Raw genomic sequence first — 22,794 nt, 5'->3', positions numbered from 1 at the left:
AAACCGCGGTCCACGACAAATCCCGATCGCATCCTGCCGTATCGTCGAGATTCGACCGGATGCTTAAATGATTTTCGGGATCGGTGAAACCCGGTCCCTTGCCTTGTCACGCGCGTTAAGCGTTACTCGGCAGCTTCCAGTACAGCGCCGTCATCCATGGCTCTGTAGGTATATTGATCGATGCGCTTTTCGATTTCCGGACGGAAATTGCGGATCAGCGCCTGAACAGGCCACGCAGCCGCATCGCCAAGCGCGCAGATGGTGTGGCCTTCGATCTGCTTCGTCACTTCGAACAGCATATCGATTTCGCGCTTCTGCGCGTTACCCTTGACCATGCGTTCGAGAACGCGCCACATCCAGCCCGTGCCTTCACGACAAGGGGTGCACTGGCCGCAGCTCTCATGCTTGAAGAAAGCCGCGATGCGGGCAATGGCCTTGATGACGTCGGTGGACTTGTCCATGACGATCATGCCGCCGGTGCCGAAGGACGATTTCACTTCGCGCATGCCGTCGAAGTCCATGATGGCATCCTTCATGTCCTCACCACGAACGATGGGGCACGACGCGCCGCCTGGAATGACGCCGAGAAGATTGTCCCAGCCGCCGCGAATGCCGCCACAGTGATGCTCGATCAGCTCCTTGAAGGAAAGACCCAGCGCATCTTCGAAGGTGCATGGACGTTCGACGTGGCCGGACACCATGAACAGCTTGGTGCCGACATTGTTCGGACGGCCGATCGACGAGAACCATGAGGCACCGCGACGCAGGATGGTCGGCGCAACGGCAATCGATTCGACATTGTTGACCGTGGTCGGGCAGCCATAAAGACCCATATTGGCCGGGAATGGCGGCTTCAGGCGCGGCTGGCCCTTCTTGCCTTCGAGGCTTTCGAGCAGAGCGGTTTCCTCGCCGCAGATATAGGCACCTGCGCCATGGTGAACATAGATGTCGAAATCCCAGCCATTCTTGTTGTTTGCGCCGAGCAGACCAGCGTCATAGCATTCGTCGATGGCAGCCTGAAGCGCTTCGCGCTCACGCATATATTCGCCGCGCACATAGATGTAGGCCGTGTGGGCGCCCATGGCGAAGCCGGCAATCACGCAGCCTTCGATCAGCGTATGCGGATCGTGGCGCAGGATTTCACGGTCCTTACAGGTGCCGGGCTCGGACTCGTCAGCATTGACGACGAGGTAATGCGGACGGCCATCGTTTTCCTTCGGCATGAAGGACCACTTCAGGCCCGTCGGGAAGCCTGCACCGCCGCGCCCGCGAAGGCCGGACGCCTTCATCTCGTTGATGATCCAGTCACGGCCCTTTTCGATGATCTGCTTGGTGCCGTCCCAGTGGCCGCGCGCCAGGTTGCCCTTGAGCGACTTGTCCTTGAGGCCGTAGAGATTGGTAAAGATGCGATCTTGATCTTTCAGCATGGTTCAACCTCTCACTGCGACTTCTTGGCATCGCTGTTGGTGTCGGCAGCCTTGGCATTTTCCGCTGCAGCCTTCGGCTCCGTCGCCGGCGTCTTCAGCTTCGGATCTGTTTCCGGCGCATCCGTCTTTGGCTTTGCGGCGTTGGAAGGCGGCGTCTGCGCAGCGTCTGGCGCGGGCTCCTCCTTCTTGTCGAGGTTGGAGCGATCAGGCTTGGTCTCTTCCGTCAACGTCGTCAGCGGACCGACAGGTGCGGACAGATGGCGATCGATCTGCGGACCTGGCTTGATGCTGTCGCCCTTGCCTGCTTCGAAAGCGTCGATGATCTCTTCCAGGCGCTCAGGCGTCAAATCCTCGTAAGCATCCTTGAAGATGATGACCATCGGCGCGTTGACGCAGGCGCCCTGACATTCCACCTCTTCCCATGACAGCGTGCCGCTCTCATTGGTGTGCAGCGGATCGTGGTGAATCTTGTGGCGGCACACATCCATCAGCGCTTCAGAGCCGCGCAGCATGCAAGGCGTCGTGCCGCATACCTGAATGTGGGCCTTGGTGCCCACCGGCTTGATCTGGAACTGCGTATAGAAGGTCGCCACTTCGAGAACGCGGATATAGGCCATATCCAGCATCTCGGCGATCTTCTCGATGGCGGCGCGGGTCACCCAGCCGTCCTGCTCCTGGGCGCGCATCAGCAGCGGGATGACCGCAGACTGTTGGCGTCCTTCCGGATATTTCTTGATCGTCTTTTCCGCCCACGCCGTATTGTCCGCATTGAATGCGAAGCTTGCGGGCTGGAACTGATCTTCGGCTAGTCGACGAACGGACATACTTCCTCACGCCTCATCAATTTAACGATTCACACCGCGATCTCGCCACCGTGACGAACTCGCAAGCGTAAGCCGCTTTGTCTTTTTGCATAAACACAATGAATTTGCTGCCGTTGGGGAGCGAGGACTTGATCTCGTATCCCAGATCCAGCAGCTGCTTGATGGTGGAACTGCCGCCGCTTGCGCCTGACGAAACCTCATTCGTCGCCGTTTGGGCGAAGAGCGGTCCCGCGGCGGCAAGCAAAGCCGATATGGCGAGCGGCAGACGCACCATCAGCGATCGACCTCCCCGAACACGATGTCGAGCGAGCCAAGAACGGCGGTCACGTCAGCGAGCTGGTGGCCCTTGCAGAGGAAGTCCATCGCCTGCAGGTGGGCATAGCCCGGAGCGCGGATCTTGCAGCGATACGGCTTGTTGGTGCCATCGGCCACAACGTAAACGCCGAACTCACCCTTAGGCGCTTCGACGGCCGCATACACTTCACCAGCCGGAACGTGATAGCCTTCGGTGTAGAGCTTGAAGTGATGGATCAGCGCTTCCATGGACCGCTTCATCTCACCGCGCTTCGGCGGCACGACCTTACCATCGAGCGACGAGACCGCACCGATGCGATGCTTGCCCGACAGAAGCTCGACGCACTGCTTCATGATCTTCACCGATTCGCGCATTTCCTGCATGCGGATCAGATAGCGGTCGTAGCAGTCGCCATTCTTGCCGACCGGAATATCGAAGTCGAGATCGGAGTAGCACTCATAGGGCTGCGCACGGCGCAGATCCCAGGCAGCACCCGAACCACGGACCATGACACCGGTAAAGCCCCAGGCAAAAGCATCTTCCAGCGACACCACGCCGATATCGACGTTACGCTGCTTGTAGATACGGTTGTCGGTGAGCAGACCCTCGATGTTATCGAGAACGGTGATGAAGGGATCGCACCACTTGCCGATGTCATCCACCAGTTCCTGCGGAATGTCCTGATGGACACCGCCGGGGCGGAAATAGGCAGCGTGCATGCGCGCACCGGACGCACGCTCGTAGAACACCATCAGCTTTTCGCGCTCTTCGAAGCCCCAAACCGGCGGCGTCATGGCACCGACGTCCATCGCCTGTGTCGTGACGTTCATGATATGCGAAAGGATGCGGCCGATTTCGGAATAAAGAACACGGATCAACTGCCCGCGCATCGGGATTTCAAGCCCGAGCAGCCGCTCGACGGCAAGCGCAAAGGCGTGTTCCTGGTTCATCGGCGCGACGTAGTCGAGACGGTCGAAATAAGGAACGGCCTGAAGATAGGTCTTGGCTTCGATCAGCTTTTCCGTGCCGCGATGCAGCAGACCGATATGCGGATCGACGCGTTCAACGATTTCGCCATCGAGTTCCAGAACAAGACGCAGCACGCCGTGCGCGGACGGATGTTCCGGACCGAAGTTGATCGTAAAATTGCGAACATTATGTTCAGTCATCAGTGTTGCTCCGCCGACGTGATCATGGCGATAAATTCGGGGCCGGTCATTTTCTTGGTGGCCTCGGCGAACGAATAGCTTGTCGGCTTTTCGTCAATGAAGATCTCGGATGCCAGCGTGAAGCTGGATGGATCGTTGAAGAGCTGAGCGGAAACGGCAAAGTGCGCACCATCCTTGGAGCGCCACATCACCGTGCTGCCACATGTTTTGCAGAAGCAGCGCTCACCCCATTCGGAGGACGAATAGACACCCAGCGCGTCCGCGTTCTCCACTGAAACGGAATCGCATTCGACAGCGAGGAAAACACCGCCGGACCACCGACGGCACATGGAGCAATGGCATGCGCCCATTTCCCGGGCGCCGATCGTCGCGTCAACGCGAACGGCGCCGCAAAGACATTGTCCCTGCTCTGTGGAAATCGCTTCGCTCATTGCTTGGCCTTTTCATCACCCGGGAGAACGTAATCCGTTCCTTCCCAAGGCGAGAGGAAATCGAAGCTGCGGAATTCCTGCTTCAACTCCACGGGCTCGTAAAGAACGCGCTTCTGAACGTCATCGTAGCGCACTTCGACGAAACCGGTGAGCGGAAAATCCTTGCGCAGCGGGTGACCTTCAAAGCCGTAATCGGTGAGGATACGGCGAAGGTCCGAATGGCCTTCAAACGGAATGCCATACATGTCCCAGGCTTCGCGCTCGAACCACTCCGCACCGTAGAAAACGGAGGTCGCAGACGGCACGCCCTCGTCTTCCGCCACCTGAAGCTTGACGCGAACACGCAGGTTCTGGCGCGGCGACAGCAGATGATAGACGACATCGAAACGCTTTTCGCGCTGAGGCCAGTCAACGCCGCAAATATCGATGATGTTGACGAAACCGCACTGCACATCGTCCCGCAGGAAGGTCAGAAGTGCGATGATGTTTTCGGGCGTCGTGTTCAGCGTCAACTCGCCATAGGCAATGGCGTGCGACTCAAGCAGGGCGCCGCGCGCTTCCTGCACATAGGCCGCGAGATCGTTAAGAGCTTCGCTCATTCTTCAGTCCTCTGCCCTTAACGCTCGATCGTGCCGGTGCGGCGGATTTTCTTCTGCAGCAGAAGCACGCCGTAGAGCAGCGCCTCCGCCGTGGGGGGACAGCCCGGCACGTAAATGTCGACTGGCACGACGCGATCACAGCCGCGAACGACGGCGTAGGAATAATGATAGTAGCCACCACCATTGGCACAGGAGCCCATGGAGATGACGTAACGCGGTTCCGGCATCTGGTCATAGACCTTGCGCAGTGCTGGCGCCATCTTGTTGGTCAGCGTACCGGCAACAATCATGACGTCCGACTGGCGCGGCGAAGCGCGCGGGGCAACGCCGAAGCGCTCCATGTCGTAACGCGGGCCGGAAGCCTGCATCAGCCCCTCGACGGCGCAGCAGGCCAGACCGAACTGCATCCACATCAGCGAGCCGGTGCGCGCCCATGTGATGAGCTCGTCGGTCGAGGTAACAAGAAAGCCCTTGTCGGCCAACTCATCATTGATTTCGCTGAAATAGGCGTCATCGCTACCCACCGGCTTACCGGTGGATGGATCGATAATGCCCTTGGGCTTTTGCGCGATAAGCGTCGAGTCGTTTTGAACTACGCCCATTCCAGCGCTCCCTTCTTCCATTCATAAATGAAGCCGATGGTCAGAACGGCCAGAAACACCATCATGGACCAGAAGCCAAACCAGCCGAGTTCACCGAAGGACACAGCCCAGGGGAACAGGAATGCGACTTCCAGGTCGAAGATGATGAAAAGGATCGAAACGAGATAGAATCGAATGTCGAACTTCATGCGAGCGTCGTCAAACGCGTTGAAGCCGCACTCGAATGCGGAAAGCTTCTCAGGATCGGGATTCTTGTAAGCAACCGCGAAAGGCGCGATCAACAGCGCCAGGCCGATGACGAGTGCGATACCGATGAAGATTGCGATCGGAATATAGGAACTGAGGAGTTCAGTCATTGTCTTTTCCCTGCCCGACCGAGCGTCGGACACCCTTTTAGAACTGACGTTCCGCAGGGCCGAATTGTGTTGCAACGCCGCAGTGGTTAGCGCAGCCGCGCCATCTCTGCAAGGGTTTAAGCACCTTTTCGCGCCAATCCCGCCACGGATTAGACACCATAACGTCAAACAGCTGGTGCATAGCCCATTCGACATATAGCTAAATACTTAAAAAATATCGACAAAAATCGCGTAATCCGTTGCTGTAGAAAGTCACATGATTTTGCATCGCCCGGTAACGTTTTATGACACCGCGAAGGCAACAAAACTGGACTTTTCGGAGGAACAATCCGACCGGCGCAAAGAGGCAGAGTCGGCTCTATGCCGCGGTGCAAACCGCACTGAGAAGATCCGACTTGGTTTATTGGAGGTAAAAGAAAATGGCGCGAGTGACGGGGCTCGAACCCGCGACCTCCGGCGTGACAGGCCGGCACTCTAACCGACTGAGCTACACCCGCGCATGACGAACGCGTAGCGTTCGTAGAATTCCGAGGGACAGGATGGCGCGAGTGACGGGGCTCGAACCCGCGACCTCCGGCGTGACAGGCCGGCACTCTAACCGACTGAGCTACACCCGCGCATGACGAACGCTTAGCGTTCGTAGAGTTCCGAGGGACAGGATGGCGCGAGTGACGGGGCTCGAACCCGCGACCTCCGGCGTGACAGGCCGGCACTCTAACCGACTGAGCTACACCCGCATCTCCTGACAGGAGGCTTTCACCTCGCTGTACGAACCGCCTCGGCTGTTCGTTGAGCGGCTAACTAAGGCGTTCGTGTGGGGGTGTCAAGCAGCTTTCACGACAAAAGAATAAGCTTGTGCATTTTGCCTTAGAACCAAGATCGAAAAGCCCGGCTTTCCGGGCAATCGATGATGCATACCAGAATTGGCTTCGCAAACATCTTATCCACAGACCGTGCATTCCCTTTCTCAGCACATCGTTGAGTCGCGCTAGAAGTGCGACGCGTAAGGGGAGTCTCTCCCCTTCCCTTTGGAACGGGCCATTCCCCAATGATGGGGCGCGTCCATTGTCTCCAGACCTGAACCATTGTTCCGTGGAGGAAGGAGAGATGCCCGCACGAAAAGGCCGGGGTTGGCAGTAGCAAGGCGGGCTCACGATGTCATAGCGCCTTCGTGTTCAGATTAATCAAACGCGACTGGTTTGCCGCGTAGGCGGTAACCATCTGAAGCACAAACGGAATTTGAGACGGTGCCTGAACCTTTCTCTCTGTTCCTCGCCATAAAAAATCGGAAAAAACAAAAAAACTTCACAAAGGCTCTTGCGGTTTCCATCCGATCCGAATAGATCACGGCCACCGACGCGGCAGACACGATCTGCAAGACGCGAAGGGCGATTAGCTCAGTTGGTAGAGCGCCTCGTTTACACCGAGGATGTCGGGAGTTCGAGTCTCTCATCGCCCACCATTTCATGTTATTGAAATAATTCAACTATCTGGATTTATTGACGTTTGCGCCACAATCTTGGTACACAAGGGTGGTTCACACACATGGGTCTGTCGATGCCTACTCCGATCAGGATTGGCCCCAACTACTATCTCCGAGTTCGCGTACCTTCCGATCTCAAAGACCGCCTCAAAGGCGTGAAGGTGACCGTCCCGGTAAACAGTAGCCCCCGTGAAGTCCGCATAGGTGAGTTCGTGAAGGTTTCGCTAGAGACCGCGAAATCGGCCACGGCCAAGGCCCGTTTCGCTGAAACCTACGACTTTCTCCAACGCTATTGGGCGATGCAGCGGAAGCCCGTCGAGCGACTCACTCACAAGCAGTTGGTCGCCCTCGCAGGTGCGATCAGGAACGTCTTCGTTGCTGCCCTCGAAGACGAACCAGGAAGCCCTGCCCTGTGGATGAATGTGCTGGACATGAACGCATCCGCGAGGGTCGGAAAGGTGAATCCTCTGGCCATCGGTGGTGAGGCGCAAAAAGCCGCAGGGCTCAGCAAGCGTTTCGGTCCTATGATGGACGCTTTCCTCGCTCACCAATGCGTCCAATTGCGTCCCGAACAGCGGACGCGGCTCCTCGAACTAGTTGTGAATAGTCTCGACGATGCTGCCATGGTCACCCTCAGGCGAGCGGAAGGGGACTACTCACCAGACACCGGGGCGACAAAGTACCCGCCCTTGGAAATCGCTAGGCCAAAAACCAGCAGCCCAGCCGGTGACCAGTCGGCAGATCGACTTACCTTTGACTGCGTCATTGATGCTCAGGTGGCGAACAAGGCCGCAGGGAGAGACGCCGCACCGATGAGGGATGCGACGGTGAGGAAGTTCCGCCTCGCCGCTGCGGAGTTCGTCGCCTTCCGTGGCAGCGATCTGGTCAGCACCGTGACGGCCCACGAAGCCGACCGATGGAAAAGGGAGATGCTGGCTAAGGGAAAGCTGACAAACAACACGATTCGGCAGCGCATCCAGAACCTAAAAACCGTCATCCAGTGGGCACGAGAACAGACCCTTGGTGCGCTCTTCCCGGATGGTCATCCGTTGCAACTCGTCACAACACCTGATGCCGCCCCTGTCGCCAGTGATGACCGGACATTCACTCTGGAGGAAGCCCGCACTACGCTTATCGCAGCAAGGAAAGAGAAAAAGCCGGAACTGCGGTGGCTTCCGTGGATGTGTGCTTATTCAGGTGCACGCATCAATGAGGTTGCCCAACTTCGGCGCGAAGACTTCTTCCAAGTCGGAGACGACTGGTTCTTTCAGGTGACTACCAAAGGCGGGAAGTCGCTGAAGAACAATAACAGCATCCGCAAGGTACCTGTTCATCCGGCGCTGCTCGATGAGGGGCTCATAGACTTCGTCAAATCCTGCCCCGCGAATCACCGAATCTTTCCTTCGCGCTCGCAATCGAACATATCTGAGTGGTTCCGCGGCAAGGTCGGTATCAAACGCGCGGAACTGGCTCCCAACCACGGATGGCGCCACCTCTTTGAAGATCGCTGTGTGGCAGGAGGCGTCCTAGATAAGGCTCGTCTTTATATAACGGGTCGTAGCAGGGGCGGCTCGGATGAAGGCTACGGTCGAAGTCAGGCGCTATTGCCAGGGCTAGTGAGGGAAATGGCGAAAGTGCCAAGGATCGACTTGGGGGGCTGAGCTTCATTACTAGTCTGCGTATTTCTTAGCCGTAGCTCTCAAGCGTTCGGCGAAGTCATAGATCTGGTCGAGACTGTCCACGATCACCCGTTCTTCATTCTCTCCATCGAAGAGACCGATGTATTTGACCGAACGGTTAAACCAAAGGCGAGCGAGAGGCTTTCGATTGTTGTTGTCTACGAGAACGCCACAATACGATTTTTGATCCCGCATTACGACCCGTTTCGGGGCGATGGTGTCCCGAACAATAGCTTTGACAATCATGTAGCCCTCGCGCTCTTCGTCAGTCGTGATGACATCTGGCTCTTCTTCCACGTGGACATCAATCTTCTCGATGACTTCCTCGGTATCAGCCAAGGCGCTGGAGAGACGGCTTTTCACGGTATCCATTATCACCTCGCGAAACGCTGCCCGAACTACGCCGGTGAACATCTCTCTCACCTGCGCAGTCATTCGGCCCTCATATACGCTAGCCGAGACGAGGCGGACGAATTCCTCGGTGGGCTCTTCCACGAGCTTTGAGATGACTTGTTTTACGCCTGAGGTGTATTTGAGCCGCTCGGCTGTCGCCAAGATAGCAGTGACGTCGAACGCAGCCTTTTCAAACTTCTTCAGCTCGCTGAGGATGCCCGTGTTGAAGTCGGCTACGTCGAAGATGAAGAACGGTCGCGCGTCGAGTTTGTTTGGCGCGTCGAGGTCGGTGTAGAAATTGAAGGTGCGCCCGTTGGTCAGTATAGCAAACTTAGCGTTCGTGACACTGAAATAGCGGTAGAGCTGATCGAGGTGCTTCTTCTCCAGCGTCACCGAGATAGGTTTGCACTCGATCAGGATGCGAATCTCACCGTCGATTTTGATCGCGTAGTCGACCTTTTCGCCTTTTTTACCGACAGCGTCCGCTGTGAATTCCGGGACGACTTCTGAAGGGTCGAAAACGTCATATCCGAGCGAGCGCAGAAAAGGGAGCACGACCGCTGTTTTCACGGCCTCTTCCGTAGCCATCGTGCTGGAGTGTGACTTTACTCGTTCCGAAATGGCGCGAAGGTTTTCTTCTAGCGTGCTCATGCATTCCCCCTCTGGATCACAGTAGGTTACCTATGGCTGCAATAAGGTCAACCGTCTCAACCTTCTTCTGGCATCTAGCGCCCCGCAGGTGAGAACTTATTTGCATGTGCAGACCAACCCTGCGGCGCTGGATTTTCGTCAGGTAGACCAGAAGGGCAGCAAAGACGGCAGCGTTCTGAGATGTGAAAGATGAGCCCTGCCGTGCTTCTCATTGCCCATGCAATGGGGATCGGCGAAGGAGAAAGCAAATTTGCTTGCTACTACACCGCCACCGACGGGAAGTTTATACATCGAAAGATGGGTACGGCACTCTCCCTCAAATTTGAGGAAAAGGTCGAGCGCTCTTTCAATGGACGGTCTAGCTGCGACCGAATTTTCAGCCAATGCATTCTTTATGGAACCAAGGAATTCCACCCCCTCCGTCCTCACCATGGCCAGCCGCGAAATCGCAGAGCTGACCGGCAAGCGCCACGACCATGTCACGCGGGACATCAAGGTGATTCTGACTGAACTCTACGGCGAAGAAGATCTCTCCAAATTTGGAAACATCTACCTAGACGCTTACGGTCGCCAACAGAAAGGGTTAAGCTCCCCAAGCGCGAGACCATGATCCTCGTCTCCGGTTACTCGGTCGCCCTCCGCGCTCGTATCGTGGACCGCTGGATGGAACTAGAGGTAGCAGCAGAGAACGCACGGCTCTCTCCATCGAACGATAGTCGTAAGCAGTGGTTGAATTATCGCCACCATGGCGAAAAAGTCCGGCGCAACGCCGCACCTACAATGAGGAAACATGCGGCTCCGGTCCGTGATCTGACCGCCCGTCGATTACCCACCCCCTAAGGTAGAAGATCTGCCGCCCCCTCGGCAATTACCCCTTCTGTCTGGATACGCCCATCGGCCATCCGTCCCCGACATCTGGAAGATGGGTATCTTAACCTTGTTCCTGACAGCCTAGTCCTCGGTCGGTCCTCATCGCTCCAGTTTGCTGGCGCGCGTGGACTGCCGGGGAGTTCTTTATGTTCGTCCAATTTTGGACTGACAATATCCATTACAGCCCGTCAGTGACCGGCAGCGCCCCAAAGCCGCTCTCTCACGACTCGCCCTTCTCGTTCCCTCCAGTCCCTGTCCATCGCTACACCGCCCGCGCCTTCCGTGTTCGTGAAGGTCCGTGGTGGTCGCTGGCGTGTGCGCGTGTGTCCCCTTCACAGGCCCCGGCAGCGGACGGGAGGGGCGGGTTCTGAGAGCGCAGGACGCTCTGCAACGCAACCGATCACGAGACCTTCACATGCATAATCCGATTGAAACCAAACGCCCCATCCGCTTCTCCAAAGACGGCCTGACGGTCTACGTGACCCTCAGCTGCGGTTCCTCGGTCACAATTGACCGGGATGATTTCGACCGCCTCGTAACGGAGGGCTTGTCGATGAACTGGTTCTTGAGCGGCAACGGCAACGGGCGCTACTACGTCTCCGTGCGCCACCCGCACTTCGGAAACACCGTCCCTGTTGCTCGACATATTATGAGCGCAGGAAGAGGACAGGTCGTCCAGTATCGCAGCGGTGACCGCCTCGACCTTCGTAAGTCCAACCTGACGCGCTCCAAGGGCGCGGCCAGGAGGTCGCTCCGTGGCTGACTTCGTAGCGTGGATCGCTGCCCAGCGAGAAGCCGCGATTGCCCGTGGAGGGAAGCCTTTGACCTTCGTCCCCAGCGATGATGGTCGTGGCTTCCCGTACGCAGCCAGACGCAAGCGCGGTGAGATTATCAATCCCCTCACCGGAGAGATCGTTACAGGATGTCTGACCATCTCGAAACTTTCCGACCAACTCGGTCTATCGTCCCAGAAGGTGACCGATGCGCTGGAGAAGATTGAAGCCGTGGTCCGTGTACTGACAGCCAAGGAAGTCCCGATGATCTGCGCCCCTGAGGTGACTAAGCCCCGGTATGAGCGCGTTCCTCAGGCGACCAGTGAGGGGGTGGAGGGTGGCCTTGTCATCCCCATCACCTTCGACCACGGCGGCAAGAAGACCCAATGCGTCCTCATCACACCGGAAGGACAGGCTGCTGTCCGCACTGCCCTGACGGAGCAAATGAAGACCAAGGGTCCGAAGCTCAAGAAGGTTGAAACGAAGACGCAGGTCATCCGTGAACTTCTGGCTGCTGGTCATTCCCAAGCCTCTGTCGTGAGGCAGACGGGATGGCCGAAGCAGACAGTCTCACGGCTGGTGAGGACGATGGAGCCGAGGGCGGGAGGATGACTGTCCCATTTTCTCGTCCATACCCATAGTTAAGATAGCAAACGAGACCTAGAGCCAGACAGAAGGCAGACTTCGAGTAAGGTATGAGGATCGACCATCCATGTTCATTCCCTCCTCAGTCCATCGTCACCTCCAGTCTCTGAGTTCTCTGGTCTTACAACCATCGAACATTCCGACCAGAGCGTTAGGCGTGACAGTAAGCCGAAAAGTCGGCCCAGTGGTCTTCGTCATCATCGGTGGAGGCCACAGTCATCATCACTCAGACGACAGGTGAGAAGACCGGTCATGGTGATGACGTTCATCTGGGCTTCCATCCACCGATGGGCGGCTGAGGCTTCCTGATGGCGGTAGAGAACGTGAAGACCAGAGACCATTGATCGATCCATGGTCTTCCACACGGTGACCATCATGGTCCTCATGATCCTCACGATCTTCATCATCAGCCCGCGTGATGACGGTCCTCACCGGCAATATCAGAGCCTCGGGGTGCATTCCTTAAACCGTGCAAAATGCATACCCATACCCAGAATGTTTGTCGGAAAAATCTGAGACCCCAAGATGATATAAAAGGACTGGCAAGTCCCCCCGTCCCCCCTACCGTCCTGCATATTTGGAAGGGCATGTGGTCTTCCGAACAAACATCATGTGCTCCAGTCCTGCCGCTGCATAGCGCTAGCCTCACAACCGACCGGCTACCCAGTAACGCCCCACGTCATCCCTGACATTGGCCTTCCTTGTTGGTCAAACCTTCGCGGCGACTGAGGCGATTGGTCCAGCAGTCGCAACTGGCTGAAATCTGAGTCGGTCAGTCCATCTTAGGAAGACATCGGGCTGAGAGATTAGCTAAGTGAGCTTGCCACATGAGAACGGGCATCAAGTACCACTAGACCTAGCTTCTGTGGCACCTCGCCAGCAATAGCAGGAAGAGTCTCACAAGAATGGGTATTGATTTTTGGCACACACAGTCTCACAATATCTAAGATTTCATTGGAACTTATGGAGTTCAGACTTATGACTTCGGCACTTGTCGGCTACGCCCGTACCTCTACACTCGAACAGACTGCAGGATTGGAAAGCCAACTCCGGGATCTCACTGTGGCGGGCTGCACAAAGATTTTTCAAGAGCAGGTTTCGTCAGTGGACACAAAGCGCCCGGAACTGGAGCGTGTCCTAGACTACGTTCGCGAAGGCGACACTGTGGTAGTAACCAAGCTCGACCGTCTGGCAAGGTCCATGGGCAATCTGATAGAGATCATGGGCAAGCTGAGATCAAAGGGCGTGGAGTTGAAGATCTTGGCTCTGAACCTCGACACCTCGACCCCCACCGGAAAACTGATGCTGAACATGCTCGGGTCCATCGCGGAATTCGAGCGCGAACTGATGCTAGAACGTCAGCGAGAAGGCATCGCCAAAGCCAAGGCAGAGGGCAAGTATCGAGGCCGCGCACCGACTGCCCGTAACAAGGCTGAGAAAGTTCGCGAGATGCGCTCTCAGGGCAAGACCATCGAAGCAATCATTGGGGAACTGGGAGTGAGTCGTTCCAGTATCTTCCGAGCGCTGAAGGAAGGAAAGGCAGCGGCTTAGTTTCTCTCGGGGAGATAATGTCATTTGGTCGCCCTGCCTTGCTCACGTGAGACCGCGCACAGATGACCGCTTAGCGATAATTACGGATTGCTGCGGGGTCCAAGTCGGCAGCGGGAACGAGTTTGTAATGACGCTCTTCCACGACCTTCACGGCATTATCTTCCACCGTAAGCTCGAACAAGGCGACCTTCTCGCTGCCAATGAACTGTGCAGAGATCGCGCGGGCTCTCATGCCTGGGAAGACCTGAGCGCACCATGCCAGATCCTGTTTTGTCTGCACCACCGAGATCTGATCGGTCCCGCCCTTGGCTTGCACAGGTATTGCATAGTGGCAGCCGTAACGGTCCATTCCCACGTACAACTCATCAATCTCGATCTGCCCGACGCCCTTCACCGTGGTTCGGAGATGGTTCTGGAGGGAGTACGTGGTAAGCCCTAAGAAAATGTCGATAAGTCTGTTGTATCGCACGATTGCCAACAGAGCCTGTTCGTCATCGAGGGCATAGGCGCGGATCATTTCGGGCGTACCGTCAGGCACACCGATGGTGACGAGATCGGTCCGAGGCAGGATGCGGTTCAAAGGAACCAAGACGAAACGATATCTCGCCCTTCCGGCCCCCTCTATAATCCACTCCATCCCTGTGGGCTGTGTATCTAAGATTGCCTGGGGAAACCCCGTTCGATAACGAAGCGAATAAATTACGTCGCCAAGGTTCTTAGGCAGAGCGACACCGAGGACCGCAGCAGTCCTTTCGAGGTCCGACCGCTCAAACTCGAAATTATCCACGCCGCGAGCGTAGCGGTCCTCGAATATCCGCTGGATGATCTCCTGATAGACATTCCCACGAGCGGGATTAGGCATCCGTGGCCGCTCCAAGCGCAGCAAGACGCGCGGCTTCAGTTTCGTGTTGCTTCCGTTTTTTGATGTTGCTGTTTCTATCCCTTTTCGTCTTGGGAGCAGCGACACCTAGCAAGTTCGCAGCCTCGCTGACCGTCGCATATAGAAGCGTCTCGTCCCCAAGCTTCACGACTTCTGTCGGTCTCGTCGGCTCAATACCGAGCGCAGCTATGATCCTCGATGCAACAGCTCTTGCCAGCGGCGGCGGCACAGAGTTTCCGATCTGCCGAGCACCGTGCCACTTGGTGGAGTGCAAGCGGAACCAATCTGGGAAGCCATGCAGCCGTGCCATCTCGCGGACGGTCACGCAGCGAGGGTGCTTGTAGTGAATAGGACGTGGACTTGTGAACGCGCCGCGAGCGCCATCGGTGCCCGCACGGAGGGTGTTTGATACGCCCTGAGCATCGAGCTTGTAAAAGCGGCTTATTGGCTCATTCTGTCCTGAGGGCGTCTCAGCAAAACGGCGCTTAGAGATATCGGTGTGTTCGGTGCGCCAAGATGAGGTGAGAACTGATGGATCCCATTCTCTCCGATATCCGTAGTGCCACGCATCGTTAGTCAGGGCGCGCATTTCGGCAGCGTAGAGGCTTGGAGAGCCAAACTTGACGTCTGGAACTTTGTCAGTCTCAGCAAGTGCCGCAAAAAAATCGGCATCGGGAAGATCGCCGATAGCGTCGGAGACGGTAGGGCCGTGAGGAAGATCCGACGCTCGAGCCTTCGCACCTCTGGTCGTCGGTTCAGGGAAGCTCGGGAGTTGCAGTCCCTTCTTGCATCCCATTAGGACTAAGCGCTCGCGCAGCTGCGGCACACCGAATTCACTTGCATTGAACACCTTCCAAGGAAGACGAACCTCATAACCGGCATTGTGAAACGCCTCGACGATCTCCTCTAAGAACTTCTTCTGTCGCCCGACAGTCAGGCCCTTCACGTTCTCGAAAACGAAGTACTTTGCGTCCAGTTCGGTGACCAGTCTGACGAAATCATAGACAAGCCTATTTCGCGGGTCATCGAGCGACCTCTGGCCGATCATCGAGAAGCCTTGGCAAGGTGGCCCGCCGAACACAACATCGATCTGGGTATCACTCGGAAGGCCAGCAGCCCTTCTGATGTCCGCTCCGCTGAGGACGGAAACGCTTCGAGGGAGTACGGCGCAATCAGGGAAATTGAACTTATGAACTGCGCAGTGGACCGGATCAATTTCCACGGCTGCCCGCACGTCGAAACCAGCTTGCTCGAAGCCCAAGCTCAGCCCGCCCGCTCCAGCAAACAAATCGATACCGACCGGTCTTGTCATTTCAATCCGCACTCCCTTGGTGGCCCGGAGGGCCTAAGAACCGTTCTATGCTGTCGATGGCCTCATCTAGTCGGGCGATTTCGCATTGCCAAAGCACCAACGACTCCCAGCCCGCCTTCTTTAACTCGTTTACGTTCCGTTCGTCTCTAGTTTTGTTGGCCTCTATCTTCGGTTTCCAGTACTCCAGTCGTGACTTGGGCAGTGCGCCCTTGCGGCACTCGTGACCGTGCCAGAAGCACCCATGCACGAATATCACCTTCTTACGCGACGGAAAGACCAGATCTGGACCGCCCCGGTAATGTGCGTACGTGTAGCCGGAAACGATAGCCGAGCGAATGAAGCTTTTTGCGAACGGTAATCTCTGGTCCTGTATCCTTCTGTTTCACCGACTGCATGATGCGGCGGCGCTGGTCGGTGCTCCGTGTATCGGTCATGTCACTTTCCAAAGATACCTGCGACTTTTGGGTTCAAAGTGTATCCGACCATCCTTGTGATCAGGAGTGGCAACTCGTGCGTCCGATCCTGTCTCAGAGCTTCACGCCCCTCTTCTACAGCGATCCGCTCCATTTCGAACATCGCGATCACTGGCGAGGAGCGCACAGTCGCTATGTTCGCTGCTACCGGTATGATGAAGTCGATATCACCAAGGCCGTCGGTGCTTTGGCAACGTCTCGCCATAGCTGCCGCCTGAGCTTTTATCTGATCTGGCAGTATCGGAGCAGTTCGCGCAGCCTCGAACGTAACCAGCGCCTTCTGCAACCTTTCACCTGCATTAAATGTCAGGAGGAAAAGCGCGTCGAGGGAAGGGGTTCCTTTCAACGAACTTTGAAGATGATGGAAATCGACCACTTGTAGCTCAGAGTGGACAGCGAAGTGGGTGTGTAGGATACGCTGCTGAACGCAGATCTGCATTAGCCAAGGATCATCAGGGCGACCGACTTTTCTGGCAACGGCGGGCATCGAGAGCGTCTCGACGGCGTGGACCACTGGTTCTGCGGGGAGCGCGAAATCATCTGGGAATGGAACTGTTTGCCCAGGCTGATATGGAACGAAATCGAAAACACGCCCTTCTCCATACGCTTGGCGGGCTGTGTAGCGGGCATCAGCAATTGGCTCAGGCCATTGCGCATTTCTGTTGATGCCCCGAAGAAAGTCTTTCATGAAGTTTGCAGGATTCCCAGTCGAAAGCGTGTTGCCTTCATCACGCAGCTGACCGATTGCATCTTGGATTTCCTCTTGCGTGACGGTCAGAGGAGTGAACGTCCGGCGGCCCCAGTCGTACCTACGGTCAAAGAGATACTGAAATACCGGGGGCTTCTCGCTTTCTTTAGCCATTTATCACCTTCTCGACTCATCCGAGCCGATTGTGACCGACTTCAACCCAAAGGGAAGTGGGAAACACACGAAAAGCAATCGGCACTAACCTTGACGCAGGAGCACTACGCTGGTACACAATCCGAGAATACGGCGCAGAAAACGTAAGTAAATTCAATATGAAGCGTGAGCCATTGGAGACTTCGAGTCTCTCATCGCCCACCATTTTCTTCCCATGTATTATTTTGGCATAAGCAGATAGTGTCTTGAGGCATCGATGTTCGGCCGTCCTCTTACAGCCGAGTTTGCGATACGGTGTGCCGTTCATTGATCGTTCGCGCGATGTGAGATTCTCGAGCGAGTTCAGTTCGACGACGCTCATATTGTCACATTACCTGTCCCAGAATCGCACGTTCACTCGTGCCTCGATTCAAGAATTATAAATATGTTTCGGATCATAAATATGGTGCCGTCCTCATGATGAAGACGCGACTAATGGGATGAGCCATGTCACTACACACCCTCGCCACTTTGGCACTTATTGCCTTGCCTATTTACTTCTTCTTCCGATGGGTTCAGTACGATTCGGAGAATCAGGACAAGCAGCGATAGAAGCCTCGGCACTCTCTTTCTCAACTTTCCTATAGACGCCCCATCTAGCCGTCATTTGCACCGGTCCGAAGGGCAATGCAGGTTTCCCGTTGATGGGTAAATCCCACAATGAGCAATGCCTGCATCCGCGCCGTTGGATCGCGCGTCTGATGCGTCCCTACCCTCCACTGGCCAACCAAGTTGAAAGAAACCGCAATGGGTATTGATGCATCACGCAGGTGATTGACATTAAGACCGGGCGCGATGCGCCCGGCTTCTTTCTCTGACGCCGTCAAGAGGCGACTGTCGCTTCTCTGCCTGCCTCACGCAGCATCAAGAAAAGCGAGGCGCAGAGGATAAGAAAGGCTCCGAGCCAGAGATAGCGCGCTTGGCGCATAGCCGAAGACGATCCAGCCTGCGAAGACGTTCAGCGGCAGCTTCAGGTCGTCGAACGGCTGGACATAGGCGGCATCGGCCGCGTTGTAGGCAAGTGTCAGTAGATATTGCCCGAGCGCCGTCAGCAGCCCGGCACCAAGTAACAGCCAGAGAGCAAGACCTTCCGGGACCGCGAAGCCCGAGGCTGCGGCCAAGCCCGCATTGACCGGCGTCAGCAGGACGAGCAACCAGACCGTGACCGTTTCCGGTGGCTCGTGATGCGTGAGGTTCTTCATGATCAGCGACGATCCACCCCACAGCAAAGCAGACAGAATAGGCAACAGCGCGGCCATGGTGAAGCTGTCTGACCATGGCTGGAGGATAATCATAGCACCGATGAATCCCGTCAGCGTCGCCAGCCATCTATCGCGGCCGACGGTTTCCCCGAGGAATAGCCGTGCGCCGATGATGATAAAGAAGGGCGAGGTCATCACCAGCGCAATGGCCTGCCAGATCGGCACTGTCACAAGTCCCATCACCCACGCCTGAACGCCGAAAGCGGCAAGAAGGACGCGGAAGATGTGGCGGAAGGGATAGGCGGTTTTCATCGCGCGCAGACCGAGCCGAACAAGCAAAGGCAGCGAGAGGATGAGCGCGAAGCCATATTGCCAGAAGGCTGTGGACGCTGGCGGAAACCCCAGCGTCATGGCGAGCTCCTGGGTGACGACATTCAGTGCGGCAAAGGCGATACCCGCCAGAACCATGAAGCCAGCACCGAGAACTGCCCGGGAACGTAAGAGCGAAACAGCGCTCTGATTCATGTCATGCTTCCTTTTCCAAAGGACCAACACAAATCAGGACAGATGAGGACGACGAAACCGCATCCCGAAAGAAACGGTAAAACGCGCACTGCCCCTCCCCGCCATTAAAGCGCATCGCGATCCTAAGATTCGCACTCAGCGCTTCAATCATCGCATGTGATAGCGCAAAACCGCTTTAGGCATTTACGCCACATGCTTCGGCAGACGAGAACGCAGCCTGACCTCATTCTCTTTCATCCGGACTATCACCGTCGGCTCCGGAGTCACACCGGATCTGCTGACCCTGCTTCTCCTTTGAAAAACAGGCGCTCGCGGGCTTGAGATTTCCCTCTTACCGCCGGTGGGGAGTTACACCCCGCCCTGAGAACGAATGCCGGAAGAACCGACACGACAGAAATATGGCACGTCACGCTCGAGCGCAAGATGGTCAAAAGAAAGCCCGGCGCTAAGGCCGGGCTTACAGAATATCGAATTGTCATCGGCCTCGTGCGAGACGAGGCTCCAGCACCGGCAGGAAAATCGGAATCGATTTTCGGAAAGCAAGATGCATAGACTTGAGGAAGATAGAGCGTCCCTTTTTGCGTCCACACGGATGCACGGCGCTCTAGGACGGATCAGCTGTTGACCGCATCCTTCAGGCCCTTGCCTGCGGAGAACTTCGGGACGTTGCGAGCAGGAATATCGACCTCTTCGCGGGTCGCCGGGTTGCGGCCCTTGGTTGCCTTGCGATGGCTGACGCTGAAGCTACCGAAGCCAGCGAGACGGATGTCGCCACCAGCCTTCAGTTCGTTCTGTACGGTTTCAAATACGGCGTCAACGGCAGAAGCGGCATCAGCCTTAGACAGGCCAGCCTTCTCGGCAACTGCGGTAACGAGCTCGTTCTTGTTCATGTTTCCATCCCTTTCAGTGGTATGAAACGACTCAAAATCAGGTCCGCGCAGAATAGAGTTCTATTCGCGCACCGCCACCCAAAAGCGATGGAATCGCCTGAAAAACAAGAGGTCTCGTTATCTTTTCACAAAAAAGGCCGGCATTTCCGCCGGCCTTCCAGAAGTTCTGTGCTAATTTAGCACCAGACGACTCTCAAGTTTTTAGTGAGCAATGGTCTGGTTGCCGTCATCGACACCTTCGACAGTCGCAATGACCGGCGTTTCGATGCTGCCGTCCCACTCGATCGGCTCGGGTTTGCGGGTCAGAGCATGCTCAAGAACCTCACCCATGCGGGACACTGGGATGATCTCCATGCCGTTCTTCACGTTGTCCGGAATGTCAGCCAAATCCTTGGCGTTCTCTTCCGGGATCAGCACCTTCTTGATGCCACCGCGAAGCGCTGCAAGCAGCTTTTCCTTCAATCCGCCGATCGGCAGGACGCGACCACGAAGGGTGATCTCACCCGTCATCGCCACATCCTTCGAGACTGGAATGCCCGTCATGATGGAGACGATCGCCGTTGCCATGGCGACACCTGCGGACGGACCGTCCTTCGGCGTTGCGCCTTCCGGCACGTGCACGTGGATGTCGCTCTTGTCGAAGCGTGGAGGCTCGATGCCGAAATCGACCGCACGCGAACGGACATAGGACGCCGCCGCAGAGATGGATTCCTTCATCACTTCCTTCAAGTTACCGGTCACGGTCATGCGACCCTTGCCCGGCATCATCACGCCTTCGATGGTGAGCAGCTCGCCACCCACTTCGGTCCAGGCTAGACCCGTTACGACGCCCACCTGATCCTCACGCTCGGCCTCGCCGTGACGGAAGCGCGGCACACCCAGATAGTCGTGGATGTTTTCTGCCGTGACTTCGACCGACTTGGTCTTACCCTTGATGATCTCGGTGACGGCCTTACGGGCAAGCTTCATCAGCTCACGCTCAAAGTTACGAACACCGGCTTCGCGTGTGTACTGCTGGATCACGGCCATCAGGGCACCATCGGTCACGGAAAACTCTTCCGGACGCAGAGCATGTTCCTTGATTGCCTTCGGCAGCAGGTGCCGCTTGGCGATCTCGCGCTTCTCGTCTTCCGTGTAACCGGCAATACGGATCACTTCCATGCGGTCCATCAAGGGGCCTGGAATGTTGAGCGTGTTGGCGGTGGTCACAAACATGACGTCGGACAGGTCGTATTCCACTTCCAGGTAGTGATCCATGAAGGTGGAGTTCTGTTCCGGATCAAGCACCTCGAGCAGAGCCGACGATGGATCGCCACGGAAATCCATGCCCATCTTGTCGATTTCATCGAGCAGGAAGAGCGGGTTCGCCTTCTTGGCCTTCTTCATCGACTGGACGATCTTGCCCGGCATGGAACCGATATAGGTCCGGCGGTGACCGCGGATTTCGGCCTCATCACGAACGCCACCAAGTGCCATGCGAACATACTCGCGACCCGTTGCCTTGGCGATGGACTTCGCAAGCGATGTTTTACCAACACCTGGAGGGCCGACAAGGCACAGGATCGGGCCACGGATCTTCGTCGCACGGGCCTGTACCGCCAGATATTCGACGATACGCTCTTTGACCTTATCCAGACCGAAGTGGTCGAGATCAAGAACCTGTTCGGCAGCATTGAGATCGACCTTGACCTTGGACTTCTTGCCCCATGGCAGACCCAGCAGCCAATCCAGATAGTTCCGCACGACGGTGGCTTCCGCCGACATCGGGCTCATCTGGCGAAGCTTCTTCATCTCCGCTTCGGCCTTTTCCTTGGCTTCCTTGGAGAGCTTGGTCTTGGCGACGCGCTCTTCCAGTTCGGCCATCTCGTCACGGCCATCCTCGCCGTCGCCAAGCTCCTTCTGGATCGCTTTCATCTGTTCGTTCAGGTAGTATTCGCGCTGGGTCTTCTCCATCTGGCGCTTAACGCGCGAGCGAATGCGCTTCTCCACCTGAAGAACGGAGATCTCACCTTCCATGAAGCCGAGAGCTTTTTCCAAGCGCTGCTTCACGCTTACCGTCTCAAGCATTTCCTGCTTTTCGGTAATCTTGATGGAAAGGTGCGAGGCGACAGTATCGGCGAGCTTGGAGTAATCGTCGATTTGCCCAGCGGCACCAACCACTTCGGGAGAAATCTTCTTATTCAGCTTTACGTAGCTTTCGAACTCGGACACGACCGAGCGCGACAGAGCTTCGATTTCGACCGGATCTTCAACCGGCTCATGCAGGATCGTTGCGGTCGCTTCGTAAAAGTCTTCGCGGCCGGTGTAATCTTCGATCTGCGCACGGCCCTTGCCTTCAACAAGAACCTTGACGGTGCCGTCGGGCAGCTTCAGCAACTGAAGAACGTTTGCGACAGTGCCAACTTTATGAATGGCCGATGGATCCGGATCGTCGTCGCTCGCGTTGATCTGCGTGACAAGCATGATCTGCCTATCGGAGCCCATGACCTCCTCGAGTGCACGAATGGACTTTTCTCGTCCGACGAACAGCGGGACGATCATATGCGGGAAAACGACAATGTCGCGCAGAGGAAGTACGGGATAGGTACCGCCAGATGCAGCAGACGTGATGTTCGTCATATCATTTCCTTTCCATGGTCCCTGTAAGGGACGCTTGCCGGACGTCTTGGGAAGTTTCCGGCATATTCTTATTCGTGACTGAAAGTGGAGTTTCGCACTGTCATTTTCAAGTCACGGAAACCAGCAACCCGCTGTCTATCATAGGGCTGCATATCCTTTAAAAAACCGATGGGCTTGAATACGCCTCTACTATCCACCCCTCCCGAGCCCCACGAAGGTGGATTCGATAAGCGACCGTCATAAA

General features: G+C 56.4%; 20 protein-coding genes, 4 tRNA genes, 3 pseudogenes and 1 riboswitch. Of the genes and pseudogenes, 6 read left to right on the top strand and 21 right to left on the bottom strand.

The features are described from left to right. Positions 1-122 precede the first annotated feature (122 nt). From nuoF to QE435_RS19540, 11 genes and pseudogenes are all read right to left on the bottom strand, one after another. Positions 123-1,427: an NADH-quinone oxidoreductase subunit NuoF gene (nuoF, locus tag QE435_RS19590; protein WP_309770890.1), complete on the bottom strand. Its 1,305-nt coding sequence runs from the start codon at positions 1,425-1,427 to the stop codon at positions 123-125. A gap of 41 nt (positions 1,428-1,468) precedes the next feature. After that, positions 1,469-2,251: pseudogene (gene nuoE, locus QE435_RS19585) on the bottom strand (NADH-quinone oxidoreductase subunit NuoE); the annotation flags it as partial. 16 nt (positions 2,252-2,267) lie between these two features. Then, positions 2,268-2,522, bottom strand: coding sequence for a hypothetical protein (locus QE435_RS19580; RefSeq protein WP_349042912.1), 255 nt, complete (start codon positions 2,520-2,522; stop codon positions 2,268-2,270). A 2-nt stretch (positions 2,523-2,524) separates the two neighbouring features. Beyond that, entirely contained in the window at positions 2,525-3,715 is a 1,191-nt protein-coding gene (locus tag QE435_RS19575; RefSeq protein ID WP_062425538.1) for an NADH-quinone oxidoreductase subunit D, read from the bottom strand. After that, a complete protein-coding gene (locus QE435_RS19570) occupies positions 3,715-4,146 on the bottom strand; it encodes a GFA family protein (protein WP_349042394.1) in 432 nt (143 codons plus the stop codon). The genes QE435_RS19575 and QE435_RS19570 overlap by 1 nt, the downstream gene beginning before the upstream one ends. Then, the gene (locus QE435_RS19565; protein WP_306932183.1) at positions 4,143-4,745 is read right to left on the bottom strand and encodes an NADH-quinone oxidoreductase subunit C; all 603 of its coding nucleotides are present in this window, start codon (positions 4,743-4,745) and stop codon (positions 4,143-4,145) included. The genes QE435_RS19570 and QE435_RS19565 overlap by 4 nt, the downstream gene beginning before the upstream one ends. A 17-nt stretch (positions 4,746-4,762) precedes the next feature. Beyond that, the gene (locus QE435_RS19560; RefSeq protein WP_274103711.1) at positions 4,763-5,347 is read right to left on the bottom strand and encodes an NADH-quinone oxidoreductase subunit B; all 585 of its coding nucleotides are present in this window, start codon (positions 5,345-5,347) and stop codon (positions 4,763-4,765) included. Beyond that, positions 5,338-5,703 (bottom strand): NADH-quinone oxidoreductase subunit A, encoded by a 366-nt coding sequence (locus tag QE435_RS19555; protein WP_027672972.1) that lies wholly within the window; start codon positions 5,701-5,703, stop codon positions 5,338-5,340. Before QE435_RS19555 ends, QE435_RS19560 begins: the two co-directional genes overlap by 10 nt. 420 nt (positions 5,704-6,123) lie before the next feature. After that, positions 6,124-6,200: transfer RNA gene (locus tag QE435_RS19550), tRNA-Asp, on the bottom strand. Positions 6,201-6,243: 43 nt separating this feature from the next. Then, a tRNA-Asp gene (locus tag QE435_RS19545) sits at positions 6,244-6,320 on the bottom strand. Positions 6,321-6,363: 43 nt separating this feature from the next. Then, positions 6,364-6,440 (bottom strand) — tRNA-Asp (locus QE435_RS19540). Between the two features lie 649 nt (positions 6,441-7,089). Here QE435_RS19540 and QE435_RS19535 point away from each other — a divergent pair. Both QE435_RS19535 and QE435_RS19530 read left to right on the top strand, forming a co-directional pair. Beyond that, a tRNA-Val gene (locus tag QE435_RS19535) sits at positions 7,090-7,165 on the top strand. A gap of 95 nt (positions 7,166-7,260) precedes the next feature. After that, positions 7,261-8,847 (top strand): site-specific integrase, encoded by a 1,587-nt coding sequence (locus tag QE435_RS19530; RefSeq protein ID WP_349042393.1) that lies wholly within the window; start codon positions 7,261-7,263, stop codon positions 8,845-8,847. Positions 8,848-8,856: 9 nt separating this feature from the next. On the opposite strand, the gene QE435_RS19525 is transcribed toward QE435_RS19530, so the two are convergent. Next, entirely contained in the window at positions 8,857-9,909 is a 1,053-nt protein-coding gene (locus QE435_RS19525; RefSeq protein ID WP_349042392.1) for a type I restriction endonuclease, read from the bottom strand. Positions 9,910-10,303: 394 nt separating this feature from the next. Here QE435_RS19525 and QE435_RS19520 point away from each other — a divergent pair. From QE435_RS19520 to QE435_RS19510, 3 genes and pseudogenes are all read left to right on the top strand, one after another. Further along, positions 10,304-10,584 (top strand): annotated as a pseudogene (locus QE435_RS19520) (Rha family transcriptional regulator); the annotation flags it as partial. 610 nt (positions 10,585-11,194) lie between these two features. Further along, positions 11,195-11,542, top strand: a complete 348-nt coding sequence (locus QE435_RS19515) for a hypothetical protein (RefSeq protein ID WP_349042391.1) — start codon at positions 11,195-11,197, stop codon at positions 11,540-11,542. Beyond that, entirely contained in the window at positions 11,535-12,164 is a 630-nt protein-coding gene (locus QE435_RS19510) for a hypothetical protein (RefSeq protein WP_349042390.1), read from the top strand. The genes QE435_RS19515 and QE435_RS19510 overlap by 8 nt, the downstream gene beginning before the upstream one ends. A gap of 230 nt (positions 12,165-12,394) precedes the next feature. Here the strand turns inward: QE435_RS19510 and QE435_RS19505 are convergent, their stop codons facing one another. Beyond that, positions 12,395-12,574 carry a hypothetical protein gene (locus tag QE435_RS19505; RefSeq protein WP_349042389.1) on the bottom strand — a complete coding sequence of 60 codons (180 nt, stop codon included), beginning with the start codon at positions 12,572-12,574 and terminating at the stop codon, positions 12,395-12,397. Positions 12,575-13,175: 601 nt separating this feature from the next. Here QE435_RS19505 and QE435_RS19500 point away from each other — a divergent pair. Continuing rightward, the gene (locus QE435_RS19500) at positions 13,176-13,748 is read left to right on the top strand and encodes a recombinase family protein (RefSeq protein ID WP_349042388.1); all 573 of its coding nucleotides are present in this window, start codon (positions 13,176-13,178) and stop codon (positions 13,746-13,748) included. Between the two features lie 70 nt (positions 13,749-13,818). Here QE435_RS19500 and QE435_RS19495 read toward each other — a convergent pair whose 3' ends face one another. The 8 genes and pseudogenes from QE435_RS19495 to lon form a co-directional block, all read right to left on the bottom strand. Further along, positions 13,819-14,610, bottom strand: coding sequence for an endonuclease (locus QE435_RS19495; RefSeq protein WP_349042387.1), 792 nt, complete (start codon positions 14,608-14,610; stop codon positions 13,819-13,821). Beyond that, on the bottom strand, positions 14,603-15,952 hold the full coding sequence (locus QE435_RS19490; RefSeq protein ID WP_349042386.1) for a DNA cytosine methyltransferase: 1,350 nt from the start codon (positions 15,950-15,952) through the stop codon (positions 14,603-14,605). The genes QE435_RS19495 and QE435_RS19490 overlap by 8 nt, the downstream gene beginning before the upstream one ends. After that, positions 15,942-16,220 (bottom strand): hypothetical protein, encoded by a 279-nt coding sequence (locus QE435_RS19485; RefSeq protein ID WP_349042911.1) that lies wholly within the window; start codon positions 16,218-16,220, stop codon positions 15,942-15,944. Before QE435_RS19485 ends, QE435_RS19490 begins: the two co-directional genes overlap by 11 nt. Then, positions 16,201-16,374 carry a hypothetical protein gene (locus tag QE435_RS19480; protein ID WP_349042385.1) on the bottom strand — a complete coding sequence of 58 codons (174 nt, stop codon included), beginning with the start codon at positions 16,372-16,374 and terminating at the stop codon, positions 16,201-16,203. Before QE435_RS19480 ends, QE435_RS19485 begins: the two co-directional genes overlap by 20 nt. Before the next feature lies 1 nt (position 16,375). Continuing rightward, the gene (locus tag QE435_RS19475) at positions 16,376-17,275 is read right to left on the bottom strand and encodes a hypothetical protein (RefSeq protein WP_349042384.1); all 900 of its coding nucleotides are present in this window, start codon (positions 17,273-17,275) and stop codon (positions 16,376-16,378) included. An 862-nt stretch (positions 17,276-18,137) separates the two neighbouring features. Next, positions 18,138-19,041: pseudogene (locus tag QE435_RS19470) on the bottom strand (DMT family transporter). A gap of 221 nt (positions 19,042-19,262) precedes the next feature. Next, a riboswitch (FMN riboswitch) is annotated at positions 19,263-19,413 on the bottom strand. 242 nt (positions 19,414-19,655) lie between these two features. After that, positions 19,656-19,931, bottom strand: coding sequence for a DNA-binding protein HupB (gene hupB / locus QE435_RS19465; RefSeq protein ID WP_306932173.1), 276 nt, complete (start codon positions 19,929-19,931; stop codon positions 19,656-19,658). A 201-nt stretch (positions 19,932-20,132) separates the two neighbouring features. Next, complete coding sequence (gene lon / locus QE435_RS19460; protein ID WP_349042383.1) at positions 20,133-22,550, bottom strand: endopeptidase La; 2,418 nt, start codon at positions 22,548-22,550, stop codon at positions 20,133-20,135. Positions 22,551-22,794 lie beyond the last annotated feature (244 nt).

The sequence above is a fragment of the Agrobacterium sp. SORGH_AS 787 genome, from assembly GCF_030819035.1.
Classification (GTDB): domain Bacteria; phylum Pseudomonadota; class Alphaproteobacteria; order Rhizobiales; family Rhizobiaceae; genus Agrobacterium; species Agrobacterium larrymoorei_B.
The sequence above is the reverse complement of the archived record's forward strand: the minus strand, read 5'-3'. Positions and strand labels throughout refer to the sequence as shown.